Here is a 14,823-nt window from a genome sequence, read left to right as displayed (position 1 = left end):
CTTGGCCATTCAGCCGATCCGCCTGTTCGGCGACCCGGTGCTGCGCACCCCGGCCGAGCCGGTGGTCGACTTCGACAAGGAACTGCGCAAGCTCGTCAAGGACCTGACCGACACGATGATGGACGCGCCGGGCGCCGGCCTGGCCGCGCCGCAGATCGGCGTCGGCCTGCGCGTGTTCACCTACTACGTGGACGAGCAGCTCGGGCACCTCATCAACCCCGACCTCGACCTCGGCGGCGAGATGGACGAGGAGGGCGAGGAGGGCTGTCTGTCCTTCCCCGGCCTGTCCTTCCCGACGCCCCGCGCGATCAGGGCGGTGGCCAAGGGCTTCAACATGCACGGCGAGCCGGTGACGATCGACGGCACCGACCTCATGGCGCGGTGCTTCCAGCACGAGACCGACCACCTGGACGGCGTGCTGTTCATCGACCGGCTGGACTCCAAGCAGCGCAAGCTCGCCATGAAGGCGATCCGCGAGGCCGAGTGGAGCGGCCTGTCGGCGCCGGTCGTGAAGATCTCGCCGCACGCCACGCAGGGAAGGGCCCTGTAGTGCGCCTGGTCTTCGCCGGCACGCCCGACACCGCGCTCCCGTCGCTGCGCGCCCTGCTGGACTCGCCCCGCCACGAGGTGGCGGCCGTGGTGACCCGGCCGGACGCGCAGTCGGGCCGGGGGCGCAAGGTCCACCCCAGCCCGGTGGCCCAGCTCGCGGAGGAGTCGGGGATCGAGGTGCTCAAACCGGCGAAGGCCGGCGACCCGGAGTTCCTCGACCGGCTGAGGGCGATCGGCCCCGACTGCTGCCCCGTGGTCGCGTACGGCGCCCTGCTGCCGCAGGCGGCGCTCGACATCCCCGCACAGGGGTGGATTAACCTGCACTTCTCGGTGCTGCCCGCCTGGCGCGGCGCCGCGCCCGTCCAGCACGCCGTGCTGCACGGCGACGACGTCACCGGCGCATCGACCTTCCGCATCGTGAAGGAGCTCGACGCGGGGCCGGTGTTCGGCGTGCTCACCGAGCGGATCCGCCCGGACGACACCAGCGGCGCGCTGCTGGCCCGGCTCGCCGAGGCCGGCGCGGGCCTGCTGCTGGCCACGCTCGACGGCGTCGAGGACGGCACGCTGGAGGCGCGTCCGCAGCCCGCGGACGGCGTCAGCCTGGCCCCGAAGATCGGGGTCGAGGACGCCAGGATCGACTGGAACGCGCCCGCGATGCGGGTGGACCGGCTCCTGCGGGCCTGCACTCCGGCTCCCGGTGCGTGGGCCGAGTTCCGCGGCCAGCGGGTCAAGATCGGCCCGGTACGGCTCGCGCCCGACGCGGACAAGCTCGCCCCTGGGGAGATCGCGGCCACGCGGAAGGTCGTCCTCGTCGGGACCGGCACCCACCCCGTGGAGCTCGGCGAGGTGCAGCCGCAGGGCAAGCGGCAGATGAGCGCGGCCGAGTGGGGCCGCGGCGTCCGGTTCGCGGACGGTGAGACCCTGGTCTGAAGGGCGCCGCTCCGGCCGAAGGCGGCGGATCAGCGAGTGGCAGGGTCGAAGGCGGCAGGGTCGAGGGTGGCAGCGTCGAGGGTGAGACTGTGAAGCAGGGCAAAGGTCAGGGCGGCGGCGCGCGGCGCGGACAGGGGAGCGGCCAGGGCGGCGGCCCGGGGCAGGTCCGTCCGGGACGCGGCAGCGGAAAGGCGGGCCAGGGCCGCCTCGGACAGGGCGCTTCGGCGGCGAAGGCCGGTCAGCCGAAGCAGGGCCGCGGGCGCCCGCCCCGCGACGAGGCGCGCAACGCCGCCTACGACCTGATGCGGGCCGTCGACGAGCGCGACGCGTACGCCAACCTGCTCATGCCGGCCCTGCTGCGGCAGCGCCGGATCAGCGGACGCGACGCGGCCCTCGCCACCGAGCTGGCGTACGGCACGCTGCGCGGCCTCGGGACCTACGACGAGGTCATCGCCGCGTGCAGCGACCGGCCGCCGGAGGAGGTCGACCCGCCGCTGCTCGACGCGGTGCGTCTCGGCGTCCACCAGCTTCTGCGCACGCGGATCCCGCCCCACGCGGCGGTCAGCGCCACCATCGACCTCGTGCGGCTGCGCGTCGGGCCGGGCCCGTCCCGCTATGCCAACGCCGTGCTGCGCAAGGTCGCGGGCCGCACGCTGGAGCAGTGGCTGGAGATCGTCGCCCCGCCGCGCGCGCAGGACCCGGTCGGCAACCTGGCGGTCAGCTACAGCCACCCACGCTGGATCGTCACCGCCCTGCGCGACGCCGTGGGCGGGGACGTGGACGAGACGGCCGCGCTGCTGGAGGCCGACAACGAGCGGCCCCGCGTGGCGCTGGTGGCGCGGCCGGGACGGGCCGCCGTGGAGGAGCTGGTCGCGGCCGGGGCCGAGCCGGCCGCCTACTCGCCGTACGCGGTCTACCTGCCGGAGGGCGACCCGGGCTCCATCCCCGCGGTGGGGGAGGCACGGGCCGCGGTGCAGGACGAGGCCAGCCAGCTCGTCGCGCTCGCGCTGACCCGCGTGCCGCTCGACCGGGACTCCACCTGGCTGGACATGTGCGCGGGCCCCGGCGGGAAGGCCGGGCTGCTCGACGCGGTGGCCACCCAGCGGGGCGCCCGGCTGCTCGGCGCGGACGTGCAGTATCACCGCGCCCGGCTGGTGTGGGGCACCACTCGCGAGGCGAAGGTGATCACGGCCGACGGCACGCGGCCCGCCTGGCGGCCCGGGGCGTTCGACCGGGTGATGCTCGACGCCCCCTGCACCGGGCTCGGCGCCCTGCGCAGGCGGCCGGAGGCCCGCTGGCGGCGTGACCCCCGGAGCGTTTCCGAGCTCACCGCGCTGCAGCGGCGGCTGCTCGACTCGGCGCTGGAAGCCGTGCGGCCGGGCGGCGTCGTGGCGTACGTGACCTGCTCGCCGCACCTGGCCGAGACCCGGGCGGTGGTGGAGGACGTGCGCGACCGGGTCGAGGTGCTGGACGCCCGCGCGTTCCTGCCCGAGGTGCCCGGCCTCGGCGACGGCCCGTACGCGCAGTTCTGGCCGCACCGGCACGGCACCGACGCGATGTTCCTGGCGCTGCTGCGCCGCCCCTGACCGCGGAGCCCGCGCGATCAGATCCGCCCCGCCCGCGCCGGGGGCGGGGCGCGCGCTGAATAGACTGCAGGGACTATGGCCGTTCAGATCTCGCCCAGCATCCTGTCCGCTGACTTCGCCCGCCTCGCCGACGAGGCCGCACGGGTGGAGAACGTCGCCGACTGGCTCCACGTCGACGTGATGGACTACCAATTCGTGCCGAACCTCACGCTCGGCCTGCCCGTCGTCGAGTCGCTGCTCAAGACCACTTCGACGCCGGTCGACTGCCACCTCATGATCCAGGACCCGGATCGGTGGGCGCCGGACTACGCGGAGGCGGGAGCGGCCAGCGTCACGATCCACGCCGAGGCGGCCAAGGCCGCGGTGCGTACGCTGCGGGCGATCCGCGCGGCCGGGGCGAGGGCCGGTCTGGCGCTGAACCCGGCGACCGCCGTCGAGGGGTACGAGGACCTGCTGCCCGAGATCGACATGCTGCTCGTCATGACCGTAGAGCCGGGCTTCGGCGGGCAGCGCTTCCTCGACATCGTGCTGCCGAAGGTGTCGCGGGCGCGGGCGCTGATCGACAAGCACGGCGGCGAGGTGTGGCTCCAGGTCGACGGCGGCGTCTCCGTGGAGACGATCGAGCGCTGCGCCGAGGCCGGGGCCGACGTCTTCGTGGCGGGCAACGCCGTCTACGGCGCCGACGACCCCGCCCGCGCCGTCGCCGAGCTCCGGAGCCTCGCAGAGCGGGCCACCCCGCCCGCCTGAGCGGAACGCTCCGCCCCCTGTTCAGGACCGCTCCGCCCCCTCGATCGGGCCGCCCGGCCGTGTCGTACGGCACGGCCGGGAGAGCCGATTGCCCGATCGCCGGGCTCACTCTGCGTCAGGCGAGAGCGGGGTCGAGGACCACGTCCTCGCCCTGGGTGGTGGGCGCCTCGGGGAAGTGGCAGGCGGTCAGATGACCCTCGCGGTTGCCACTGAGCCTGACCAGCGGAGGCACCTCGGTGGCGCACTTGTCCTGGGCCTTCCAGCAGCGTGTGCGGAACCGGCAGCCGGACGGCGGGTTGATCGGCGAGGGCACGTCGCCGGCCAGGCGGATGCGCTCACGCGGCTCGCTCGACACGTCCGGCTCGGGCACGGCCGACAGCAGGGCGTGGGTGTACGGATGCCGGGGCCGCTCGTAGATCGACTGGCGGTCGCCGACCTCGACGATCTTGCCGAGGTACATGACGGCGACGCGCTGGGAGAAGTGCCGTACGACGGCGAGGTCGTGCGCGATGAACAGGAACGCGATGCCGAGGTCGCGCTGCAGTTCCTGCAGCAGGTTGACCACCTGGGCCTGGATGGAGACGTCCAGCGCCGACACCGGTTCGTCGGCGATGATGAGCTTGGGATCGAGCGCCAGGGCCCGGGCGACGCCGATGCGCTGCCGCTGGCCGCCGGAGAACTCGTGCGGGAAGCGGTTGTAGTGCTCGGGGTTGAGGCCCACGATCTCCAGGAGCTCCTGGGCCCGCTTCTTGCGCCCGCCGGACGGGTTGATGTCGTTGACCTCCATCGGCCCGCGGATGATCGTGCCCACGGTGTGGCGCGGGTTGAGCGAGCTGTAGGGGTCCTGGAAGATCATCTGGATCTCGGGCCGGATCGGCTTGAGCAGCTTGCGCGAGCTGTGGCTGATGTCCTGCCCCCGGTAGAGGATCTCGCCCGAGGTGGGTTCGAGCAGGCGGGCCGCCAGGCGGCCGGTGGTGGACTTGCCGCAGCCCGACTCGCCCACCAGGCCGACGGTCTCGCCCGCGCCGACCGTGAGATCGATGCCGTCCACCGCGTGGACGGCCCCGACCTGACGCTTGATCAGCGTGCCGCCCCGCACGGGGAAGTGCTTGACCAGGCCCTTGAGCTCCAGCAGCGTCTCGTTCATGCGTGGTCCTCGGTCTTCGCGGTGCGGAGTTCCCTCTTCTGCTCGAGGGTGAGGTAGCAGGCGTCGCCGTGCCCGGTCTCCGGGGAGACCGACGGCCGCTGGTTGAAGCACAGCTCCGGCCCGGCGAGCTTCGGGTAGTCGCAGCGCGGGTGGAACGGGCAGCCGGAGGGCGGGTTCAGCAGGCTCGGAGGAGTGCCGCGCACCGGCTTCAGCGGGACGTCCACGGACGAGTTCAGGCGCGGCATCGACGACAGCAGGCCCCAGGTGTAGGGGTGGCGCGGCTCGCGCAGCACCTCGCGGACGGTGCCGCGCTCGGCCGCCCGCCCGGCGTACATGACCAGGACGTTGTCGGCAGTGCCCGCCACGACGCCGAGGTCATGGGTGATCAGAATGATCGCGGTGCCGAACTGCTGCTGAAGCTCCTTGAGCAGGTCGAGGATCTGCGCCTGCACGGTCACGTCGAGCGCGGTCGTCGGCTCGTCGGCGATGAGCAGGTCGGGGTCGCACACCAGCGCCATCGCGATCATCGCGCGCTGCCGCATGCCGCCGGAGAACTCGTGCGGGTAGTGGTCCACCCGCGTCTCCGGCTGGGGGATGCCCACGCGCCGGAGCATCTCGATCGCCCGGTCGCGGGCCTCCTTCTTGCTCGCGCCCTTGTGCTTGCGGTAGACCTCGCCGATCTGCCGGCCGATCGTGTGGAACGGCGACAGCGCGGTCAGCGGGTCCTGGAAGATCATGGCGACGCGGTTGCCGCGGAGTTTCTCCATCGTGCCGCGGTCCGCCGAGATCAGCTCTCGATCCTCCAGCCAGATCTCCCCGCCGATCTTCGTGTGGGCGGGGTCGTGCAGGCCGAGGATGGCGAGGTTGGTCACCGACTTGCCCGATCCGGACTCGCCGACGATGCCGAGCGTGGTGCCCTTCTCCAGATCGAAGGACAGGCCGTCGACGGCGTGCACGATGCCGTCCTCGGTGCTGAACTCGACGCTCAGGTCGCGGACGGACAGGAACGGCCCGGGGCCGCGCGAGGTCCCCGGCTCGCCGCTCCACGACACGGTGGTCACTTGCTGCTCCAGTTCCCGGTTCGACTTGGTTGGGCGTTCGACTTGGTAGGGCGCGGCTCAGCCCAGGCGGACCCGCGGGTCGATGAACGCGTAGAGCACGTCCACCACGATGTTCAGGAGGACGATCGCCGCCGCGCCCACGATGGTCACGCCGAGCAGCATCGGCAGGTCGGTGTTCTGCACCGCGCGTACGGCCAGCTCGCCGATGCCGTGGAGGCTGAACGTCTGCTCGGTGATGATCGCGCCGCCGAGGAGCGTGGCGAGGTCGACGCCGAAGATCGTGACGATGGGGATCATCGCGCCGCGCCAGGCGAACCGGAAGAACACCGCCCGGCTCGACATGCCCTTGGCGCGCGCCGTGCGGACGTAGTCCTCGGCGAGCTGCTCGACCATCTGCGAGCGGGTCATGCGCGTGTAGTTGGCGGTGAAGATGATCGACAGCACCACCCACGGCAGCATCAGGTGGGTGAACCAGTCCAGCGGGTTCTCGGTGATCGGCACGTAGGACGGCCTCGGGATCAGCTGCATGGTGTCCACGAGGTAGAACGCCAGCAGCGGGCCGACGAAATAGATCTGGAGCGAGGCCCCGACGACCGACGAGGCGCTGGCGACCTTGTCGAGCGGCTGCCCGACCTTCCAGGCGGCGATCATGCCGGTGAGGATGCCGAACGCCAGGATGACCACCGACGCGCCCAGAGTGAGCGACAGCGTCACCGGGAAACGGTCGACGATGGCCCCGAAGACGGGCTCCTGCGTGGCGAAGGAGTAGCCGAGGCACGGCGCGGGGCACTCGCCGAACTGGACGAAGTCGCGGCCGGCGAAGATGCCGATGAGCCAGTGCCAGAACTGCACGAACAGCGGCTCGTCCATGCCCAGGTTGTGGCGGATCAGCGTCAGCGTCTCGGGCTGGCAGATCTTGCCGCAGAACGCCCGGGCGGGATCGCGCGGGATCGCGTAGAAGAGGTAGAACGTGATCACGCTGATGATCAGCAGGATCACCAGGGCGCCGATGACGCGGCGGATCAGGAAGCTGGCCATGGTCTCGTACTTGCTCCTGCGGACGGTGCGGGCCGGGGGCCCGCCGCCCCGGGCGGGGGCGGCGGACCCGGGTTGCTGCTACTTGACCCAGATGTCCAGCGCCGACTGCTCGCCCTCGACCGGGTCCATCTTCACCCCGCCGAGGCCCGAGCCGTACAGGCCGAAGTACGTCTGGTAGTACTCGGGCACGATCGCGGCCTGGTCCATGATCATCCGGTCGACCGCGGCCCACGCCTTGCCGGCCTCGGCGGCGTCGGTGATCGCGTTGGCCTTGTCGATGGCGTCGTTGATCTCCGGCACGTTGAGGTGCGTGTAGTTCGGCGCGTTGTCCGCGATCAGGCGGCCGTCGAACTGCGGCTGGATCGCGGTCGAGCCGGTCGGCCAGTCGGCCGCCCAGCCGCCCCAGTAGATGTCGTACTTGTTGTCCACCGGGCCGATGGCGTCGTAGTACGTCGTCGGGTTGAGCGGCTTGGCCACCACCTTGAAGCCGGCCTTGGTGAGCGCCTCCTTGATGGCGACGGTCACCTTCTCCTGGGTCGGCGTCTGGTTGTAGGCGTAGACCACGGTCGGGTTCGCGGTGCCCGACTTGGCGAGCAGCGCCTTGGCCGCCTCCGGGTCACCCTCGGGCTTGGCCAGCTTGCCGTACAGGTCGAACGCCTCGTAGCCGAGGACGGTCGGGCTCATCACGGTCGTGGCGATCTTGCCGGTGTTGACCTCGCCACCCGAGATCTGCTGGATCTGCTTCGACGGCCAGGCGGTGATGATCGCCTTCCGGACGTTGATGTCGGTGATCCGCTTGGTGTTGATGTTGTAGAAGGTGGTGAACGGCGTCAGGCCCTGCAGCGACCGCTTCATCAGCTCGGCGTTGCCCAGCACCTCCTGGACCCGTTCGGCCGCGACCGCGTTGTGGAAGGTGAACGCGTTCTTGTCGTTGCCGGTGTCGGCCATGAAGCGCTCAGTGGTCTGCTGGGCCTGGACCCCGAACTCCATGTGGAACTTGTCCGGGTAGGCGTGCCGGATCGGGTCGGTGTTCGGGTCCCAGTTCGGGTTGCGCTCCAGGTCCATCGACTTGTCCGTGATGTGGCTCACGATCTTGTACGGACCCGAGGAGAACGGCTGCTTGTCGTACTTCTGCTTGGTGTCGTGCGCCTTCGGCACCGCGCCGTAGCCGGTCATCGCGATGGTGAAGTTGAAGTCCGGGTGCGCGCCGTTGAGCTTGAAGACCACGGTCTTGTCGTCCGGAGTCTCGATCGAGTCGAGCTCCTTGCCGTCGTACGGGCCCTTGTACTGGTCACGGAACGACTTCTTCGGGTCCGGGACCAGCCAGGTCTCGGCGTAGTCCGGGCCCTCGGTGATGAAGTCGGCGAACAGGCGCTCGAAGCTGTACTTGATGTCAGCGGAGGTGATCGGCGAGCCGTCCTCCCACTTCACGCCGTCCTTGAGGGTGAACGTCCAGGTCTTGCCGCCGTCGGTGGTGGTGCCGGTGTCGGTGGCCAGGTCGCCGACCAGCTTGATGTTGCCCGAGTCGTCGTGCTGGTACGCCGTGAGCTGGCGGGTGAACAGGTGGGACACCGAGGAGTTGTAGTTGACGTAGACGCGGCCCGGGTCCAGGTGGCTGAAGTCGTCGCGGTCGATCATGTAGACCGTGCCGCCGGACTTGGCGCCCGCGATCTCCGCGGCGGGGCCCTTGGAGTCGTCGGCGGTGCCGACCGCGATCGCGCTGACGGCCTTGTTCTCCAGCGGCTTCTGGGAGGTGCCCTCCGCGCCCTGGGGAGCGCCGCCGCCTCCGCCCTTGGCGCAGCCGGCGAGGGCGAGTGCGCCTGCCGCGAGCACGGCCGTCATCGAGGCGATCCGCCTGCTATGCGATCTCATATGGTCCTTCCTATGGGGGAGAGCGCGCGTGGTCAGCGCTTTGTCTTGGGGTCGAAGGCGTCGCGGATGGAGTCCCCGAGCAGATTGAAGGCGACGACGAAGATCAGCATGGACACGCCCGGGAACAGCAGGTAGGTCACGTCGGAGTGGTAGACGTTGGCCCCCACCTGGAACATCCGGCCCCAGTCCGGGGTGGGCTCCGTCATACCCACGCCGAGGAAGCCGAGGCCTGCCTCGGCGCCCACGTACAGGGGGAGTGCGAGGGTGGCCTGGATGATGATCGGCGTCCAGAGGTTGGGCAGCAGCTCCTTGAAGATGATCCGGGCCGGGGACGCGCCGGTGACCCGGGCCGCCTCCACGAACTCGCGCGTCCGCAGCGACAGCACCTGGGCGCGCAGCAGGCGGGCGATCGTGGCCCATCCGAGGACGGTGAGGACGACGCAGATCGACACGTACCGCAGCCAGACCGGTGTCTCCTCCTCCGGCAGCACGATGGCGGCCTCGACGACAGGCAGGAAGACGATGAGGAACAGCTGCGAGGGGAAGGCGAGCAGCGTGTCGATGACCCGCCCGATCACGTAGTCGGTCTTGCCGCCGACGTAGCCCGAGGTGATGCCCATCGCCACACCGATGACGGTGGTGATCACGGTCACGATGACCGCGATGCTCAGCGAGGTGCGGATGCCGTACACGAGCTGCATGAACACGTCGCGGCCCAGGCCCGGCTCCAGGCCGAACCAGAAGTCGCCGCTCATGCCGCCGTTGGGCGCGACGGGATAGCCGTAGTCGTTGAGCAGGTCTGGCTGGTTCTGCCCATACGTTGTATACGGATCCTTGCCGTACAGCATCGAGATCACGGGAGCCAGGATCGCGATCAGGAAGAACGCGAGCACGATGATCGCCGAGATCACGCCCGTCTTGTCGCGCCGGAAACGGCGCCACATGAGCTGGCCGGGCGAACGGCCGACGATGCCTGGACCGGTGCCGGCCGTGCCCGCGGTGTCCGCGGACTCCGCGGCGGCGTCGGTCGCGGTCGAGGAGGGGAACGTCATGGTGCGGTGCTCCCGGATGGACCAATAACGATCGGAAGAGATCCGACTATAGGGAACCCTGGCAACTAATTTTGCGGGGGTCAATCACTTGAGGCGGGTAGTTCGCCACTTGCCTGCTTCGTTGTGCAAAGTAAATCACCTTGTGTCCTGCGCCCGCATTGACCTCGGTATACGCGGCGAGGAACACTACTTATTACACAAATGCTTTTGTGTCACAACTTTGTGACACAACCCGCACATGGCTGAGACCAACAGCATCTGGTAACCGTGTGCCGTAGATCACCGCAATCCCGCCCTAGGGCAACGAGCCGGGCACGGCTACACTGGCGGGTAGCAGAGCAGCGTGCTCCGGGGTCGGTGTAATTCCGAACCGGCGGTGACATCCCTGCCCCCAGGGATGACAGTCCGCGACCCGGCCGAAGCCATCGGCCGGTGGACCTGGTGAGATTCCAGGACCGACGGTGAAAGTCCGGATGGGAGGAAGCGCGCGAACGGACGGCCGCGGTGCCGCCGGACGGCCGTGTGGCCGCGCCGGCAGCGGCGCCGTCCGTGCAGGTGATGCGAGGCCGCATCCCGAACGATCCCCGGGGCCCGCCGTAGACAACGGCGAGAGGAAGACCGGGGTGACCTCAGGGGACATCCTTCACATGCGGCGCGCGATCGCGCTCGCCGCCCGGGGCCTGGGCGGCACCAGCCCCAATCCCGTCGTCGGCTGCGTGATCCTCGACCCGTCGGGAGACGTCGCGGGAGAGGGCTTCCACGCCTACGCCGGCGGCCCGCACGCCGAGGTCGCGGCGCTGCGCGAGGCCGGCGAACGGGCCAGGGGCGGCACGGCCTACGTGACGCTCGAGCCCTGCAACCACACCGGCAGGACCGGTCCCTGCTCCGCCGCCCTCCTGGAGGCGGGCGTGGCCCGGGTCGTCGTCGCCGTCTCCGACCCCAACCCGAAGGCCGCGGGCGGCGCCGCCGTCCTGCGGCGGCACGGCGTCGTCGTGGACGAGGGCGTCCTGACCGCCGAGGCCGAGGAGGTCAACGCCGCCTGGCTGACCTTCGTGCGGGCCGGTCGGCCGTACGTGACCTGGAAGTTCGCCGCCACTGTGGACGGCCGCTCGGCGGCCGAGGACGGCACCAGCCAGTGGATCACCTCGCCCGAGGCCAGGGCCGACGTGCACCGCCTGCGGGCCGAGAGCGACGCCGTCGTCGCCGGCATCGGCACCGTGCTCGCCGACGACCCGCGGCTCACCGCCCGCGTTCCCGCCCCCCTGCGGGCGACGCCCGTGCTGCGCGTGGTCGTGGACCCGGGCGCCCGCACTCCGGCCGCCGCCCGTGTCCTGGACGGCGAGGCCCCGACGCTGGTCGCCGTGGCGGAGGACGTGTCCGTCCCCGCCCACCTGTCCCACCACGCCGTACGGCTCCCGCGCGCCGAGGGCGGGGTCGACCTGCACGCCCTCCTGGCCGAGCTGCGCGACAGGCAGGTCGTGAGCGTGCTGATCGAAGGCGGGCCCACGCTCGCCGGCGCCTTCCTCCGGGAGGGCCTGGTCGACCGGGTCGTCGGCTACCTCGCCCCGGCGCTGCTGGGCGCGGGGGCGGCCGCGCTCGGCGCCGCGGGCGTCTCGACGATCACCGAGATCCACCGGCTGGAGTTCGCCGAAGTCACCCCCGTCGGACCGGACCTCAAGCTGGTCCTGCGTCCGAAATCCCCGGTGTCTCTGAAGTCCCCTGTGTCTCTGAAGTCCCCTATGCCTCCGAAATTCCCTCTGTCTCTGAATTCCCCTGGCCCGCAGTCCCCTAAGGAGAGCTGAATGTTCACCGGAATCGTCGAGGAGCTCGGCGAGGTCGTGGCACTCGAGCCGCGGGGTGACTCCGCGCGCCTCACCGTGCGCGGCGCGGTCGTCACCGCCGACGCCCGGCACGGCGACTCGATCGCCGTCAACGGCGTCTGCCTCACGGTGGCCGACGCCGAGGGGGACTCCTTCACCGCCGACGTGATGAAGGAGACCCTCGACCGGTCCTCGCTCGGCGTCCTGAGTCCCGGCTCACGGGTCAACCTGGAGCGCGCCGTACGGGCCGACCAGCGGCTCGGCGGGCACATCGTGCAGGGCCACGTCGACGGGACCGGGGAGGTGCTGTCGCGCGAGCCCGGGGAGCACTGGGAGGTCGTACGGCTCTCGCTGCCCGCGAACCTCGCCAGGTACGTCGTGGAGAAGGGCTCGATCGCGGTGGACGGCGTCAGCCTCACCGTGGCCGGTGTGACGGACGACTCCTTCTCCGTCAGCCTGATCCCCACCACCCTCGAACTCACCACGCTCGGCCGCAAGCAGCCGGGCGAGCCGGTCAACCTCGAGGTCGACGTGATCGCCAAGTACGTCGAGAAGCTCACCGCGGCGACCGCCAAGGGGGTCTCGGCATGAGCTGGACCGACGCGGCGGCCTTCTCTGTGTTAGGCAAGCCCGTGCTGTGGACCGACCTGGTGGGCAACGTGTGCGCACTGGGCACGGTCTGGCTCGCGATCAGGAGAACGATCTGGACCTGGCCCGTGCAGTTGCTCGGGTCGGTGCTGCTGTTCGTGGCGTCGGTCAGCGCGCACATCACCGGCAACGCGCTCAAGCAGGCGCTGTTCGGCGCCCTCGCGGTCTACGGCTGGGTGAAGTGGTCGCGCGGCACGCGCGGCGGCGCGGAGCTGCCGATCCGTTCGGCGCGCCCCCGGGAGCGGGCGGCTCTCGTGGGCGTCATGGTCGCCGGGACCGTCGCGGTCGCGCTGCTGTTCGTCTTCCTCAACGCGCGGGGCTGGAAGATCTCCTGGGCGCCGTGGCCCGACGCCTACATCTTCGTCGGCAGCGCGGTCGCCACCTGGGCGCAGGGCAGGGCCCTGGTCGACTTCTGGATCATATGGATCGCCGTGGACCTCGTCGGGGTGCCGCTGGCGTTCAACTCCGGGCTGGTGGTCTCCGGCCTGGTCTACGGAGTGTTCTTCGTGATGGTGTTGATCGGGTTCCGCGGCTGGCTGCGGCAGTCGCGCGAGTTGCGGGCGGTGACCGCATGAGTGAGATCAGGCTGGACCCGATCGAGCGGGCCGTGAACGACATCAGGGATGGCCGTCCCGTGGTGGTCGTGGACAACGAGAACCGGGAGAACGAGGGCGACCTCATCTTCGCGGCTTCCAAGGCGACGCCCGAACTGGTCGCCTTCATGATCCGCTACACGAGCGGCGTCATCTGCGTGGGCATGGAGGGCACCACGCTCGACCGGCTCGGCCTGCCGCTGATGGTGCAGGACAACCGCGAGCGCCTGCGCACCGCGTACACGATCAGCGTGGACGCCAGGGACGGGGTGACGACGGGCATCTCCGCCGCCGACCGGGCCAAGACGATCAGGACGCTGTGCGACTCGGCCACCGAGCCGTACGAGCTGGTCCGGCCGGGGCACATCTTCCCGCTGCGTTACCGCGAGGGCGGCGTGCTGGTGCGGCCCGGGCACACCGAGGCGTCGGTGGACCTCGCCAGGCTCGCCGGGCTGTCCCCGGCCGGAGCGCTCGCCGAGATCGTCAACGACGACGGCACTATGGCCCGCCTGCCGCGCCTGCGCGAGTTCGCCGACGAACACGACCTGGCGCTGGTGTCGATCGAGCAGCTCATCGAGCACCGCCGCAGGTCCGAGCGGATGGTCACCCGGGTCGCCGAGACGCTCATCCCGAACCGGTACGGCGTCTGGCGCGCGTACGGCTACGCCAGCGCGCTCGACGGCGGCGAGCACCTCGCGCTGGTGTACGGCGACATCGGCGACGGCGAGAACGTGCTCGTCCGGGCGCACTCGGAATGCCTCACCGGCGACGTGCTCGGCTCGCTGCGCTGCGACTGCGGCGTGCAGCTCGACACCGCCATGCGCGTGATCGCCGAGAACGGGCGCGGCGTGATCGTGTACCTGCGCGGCCACGAGGGGCGGGGCATCGGCCTGCTGGCCAAGCTGCGGGCCTACAGCCTGCAGGACAACGGCAGCGACACCGTCGACGCCAACCTGGAGCTGGGGCTGCCGGTGGACGCCAGGGAGTTCTCCAACGCCGGGCAGATGCTCGCCGACCTCGGCGTGAAGTCGGTGCGGCTGCTGACCAACAACCCGGCCAAGGTGCGGGGGATGGACGGGTACGGCATCAAGGTCCTGGGCCGCGAGGCCATGCCGGTGGCCATGAACCCGTACAACGAGAGGTATCTGACCGCCAAGCGCGACCGGCTCGGCCACGAGATCTCGGGCGACGTCCCCCGCGACATCCACGGCGAACACTTCGGCAAGGAGGCTTCATGAGCGGCGAGGGACGGCCGGACGCGGGGGCGGTGGACGCGGGCGGGCTGACCGTCGGCATCGTCGCCGCCCGGTGGCACGAGAAGATCACCGACCAGCTGCTCGCGCGGGCCGAGCGGGCGGCGCGGGACAGCGGCGCGGCCGTGGTCACGGCCCGGGTGGCCGGGTCGCTGGAGATCCCTGTGGTCGCGCAGGCCCTGGCCCGGCGGTGCGACGCCGTCGTCGCGCTCGGCGTGGTGATCCGGGGGGATACGGCCCACTTCGACTACGTCTGCGACTCGGTGACCGCGGGCCTGACCAGGGTCTCGCTCGACGAGTCGACCCCGGTGGGCAACGGGGTGCTGACCTGTGACACTCTTGATCAAGCGGTCGAGCGGTCCGGCGTGCCGGGCAGCAAGGAGGACAAGGGGTACGAGGCGACGATCGCCGCCCTGGAGACCGCGCTCCTCCTTCGCGGCCTCGCCGGCTGACCTCGCCCCGAACCTCGTAGCCGCAGCCCTCGCATCCGCAGCGCCGAGCCGGGAAGACTTGATTGGTGATCACGC

Annotated in this window: 14 protein-coding genes and 1 riboswitch; of the genes, 9 read left to right on the top strand and 5 right to left on the bottom strand. The window is 70.8% G+C overall.

Annotated features, from left to right (window positions below; translation table 11 throughout):
* The first annotated feature begins 1 nt into the window (after position 1).
* The 4 genes from def to rpe all read left to right on the top strand — a co-directional run bounded on the left by def (position 2) and on the right by rpe (position 3,812).
* A complete protein-coding gene (gene def / locus ACQEVJ_RS30830) occupies positions 2-550 on the top strand; it encodes a peptide deformylase (RefSeq protein WP_433107096.1) in 549 nt (182 codons plus the stop codon).
* A complete protein-coding gene (gene fmt / locus ACQEVJ_RS30825) occupies positions 550-1,479 on the top strand; it encodes a methionyl-tRNA formyltransferase (protein ID WP_433107094.1) in 930 nt (309 codons plus the stop codon). The genes def and fmt overlap by 1 nt, the downstream gene beginning before the upstream one ends.
* A gap of 89 nt (positions 1,480-1,568) precedes the next feature.
* Entirely contained in the window at positions 1,569-3,065 is a 1,497-nt protein-coding gene (locus ACQEVJ_RS30820) for an RsmB/NOP family class I SAM-dependent RNA methyltransferase (protein WP_433107092.1), read from the top strand.
* A gap of 75 nt (positions 3,066-3,140) precedes the next feature.
* Positions 3,141-3,812 carry a ribulose-phosphate 3-epimerase gene (gene rpe, locus ACQEVJ_RS30815; RefSeq protein WP_433107090.1) on the top strand — a complete coding sequence of 224 codons (672 nt, stop codon included), beginning with the start codon at positions 3,141-3,143 and terminating at the stop codon, positions 3,810-3,812.
* A gap of 115 nt (positions 3,813-3,927) precedes the next feature.
* Here rpe and ACQEVJ_RS30810 read toward each other — a convergent pair whose 3' ends face one another.
* From ACQEVJ_RS30810 to ACQEVJ_RS30790, 5 genes are all read right to left on the bottom strand, one after another.
* Positions 3,928-4,959, bottom strand: a complete 1,032-nt coding sequence (locus ACQEVJ_RS30810; protein WP_433107088.1) for an ABC transporter ATP-binding protein — start codon at positions 4,957-4,959, stop codon at positions 3,928-3,930.
* A complete protein-coding gene (locus tag ACQEVJ_RS30805) occupies positions 4,956-6,020 on the bottom strand; it encodes an ABC transporter ATP-binding protein (RefSeq protein WP_433107086.1) in 1,065 nt (354 codons plus the stop codon). Before ACQEVJ_RS30805 ends, ACQEVJ_RS30810 begins: the two co-directional genes overlap by 4 nt.
* Positions 6,021-6,077: 57 nt before the next feature.
* Entirely contained in the window at positions 6,078-7,058 is a 981-nt protein-coding gene (locus ACQEVJ_RS30800; RefSeq protein WP_433107084.1) for an ABC transporter permease, read from the bottom strand.
* A 78-nt stretch (positions 7,059-7,136) separates the two neighbouring features.
* Positions 7,137-8,930: an ABC transporter substrate-binding protein gene (locus tag ACQEVJ_RS30795; protein ID WP_433107082.1), complete on the bottom strand. Its 1,794-nt coding sequence runs from the start codon at positions 8,928-8,930 to the stop codon at positions 7,137-7,139.
* Positions 8,931-8,962: 32 nt separating this feature from the next.
* A complete protein-coding gene (locus ACQEVJ_RS30790; protein WP_433107080.1) occupies positions 8,963-9,982 on the bottom strand; it encodes an ABC transporter permease in 1,020 nt (339 codons plus the stop codon).
* A gap of 339 nt (positions 9,983-10,321) precedes the next feature.
* A riboswitch (FMN riboswitch) is annotated at positions 10,322-10,473 on the top strand.
* 132 nt (positions 10,474-10,605) lie between these two features.
* Here ACQEVJ_RS30790 and ribD point away from each other — a divergent pair.
* The 5 genes from ribD to ribH are packed head-to-tail and all read left to right on the top strand — an operon-like array spanning position 10,606 to position 14,748.
* A complete protein-coding gene (gene ribD / locus ACQEVJ_RS30785) occupies positions 10,606-11,784 on the top strand; it encodes a bifunctional diaminohydroxyphosphoribosylaminopyrimidine deaminase/5-amino-6-(5-phosphoribosylamino)uracil reductase RibD (protein WP_433107078.1) in 1,179 nt (392 codons plus the stop codon).
* Positions 11,785-12,393 carry a riboflavin synthase gene (locus ACQEVJ_RS30780; protein ID WP_433107076.1) on the top strand — a complete coding sequence of 203 codons (609 nt, stop codon included), beginning with the start codon at positions 11,785-11,787 and terminating at the stop codon, positions 12,391-12,393.
* Positions 12,390-13,025, top strand: a complete 636-nt coding sequence (locus ACQEVJ_RS30775; protein ID WP_433107074.1) for a nicotinamide mononucleotide transporter family protein — start codon at positions 12,390-12,392, stop codon at positions 13,023-13,025. Before ACQEVJ_RS30780 ends, ACQEVJ_RS30775 begins: the two co-directional genes overlap by 4 nt.
* Positions 13,022-14,281, top strand: a complete 1,260-nt coding sequence (locus ACQEVJ_RS30770) for a bifunctional 3,4-dihydroxy-2-butanone-4-phosphate synthase/GTP cyclohydrolase II (RefSeq protein ID WP_433107072.1) — start codon at positions 13,022-13,024, stop codon at positions 14,279-14,281. Before ACQEVJ_RS30775 ends, ACQEVJ_RS30770 begins: the two co-directional genes overlap by 4 nt.
* Entirely contained in the window at positions 14,278-14,748 is a 471-nt protein-coding gene (gene ribH / locus ACQEVJ_RS30765; RefSeq protein WP_433107070.1) for a 6,7-dimethyl-8-ribityllumazine synthase, read from the top strand. The genes ACQEVJ_RS30770 and ribH overlap by 4 nt, the downstream gene beginning before the upstream one ends.
* Positions 14,749-14,823 lie beyond the last annotated feature (75 nt).

Source organism: Microbispora sp. CA-102843 (assembly GCF_050936215.1).
Classification (GTDB): domain Bacteria; phylum Actinomycetota; class Actinomycetes; order Streptosporangiales; family Streptosporangiaceae; genus Microbispora.
Note: the sequence above shows the minus strand (reverse complement) of the source record. Positions and strands in the feature narration are given on the sequence as shown.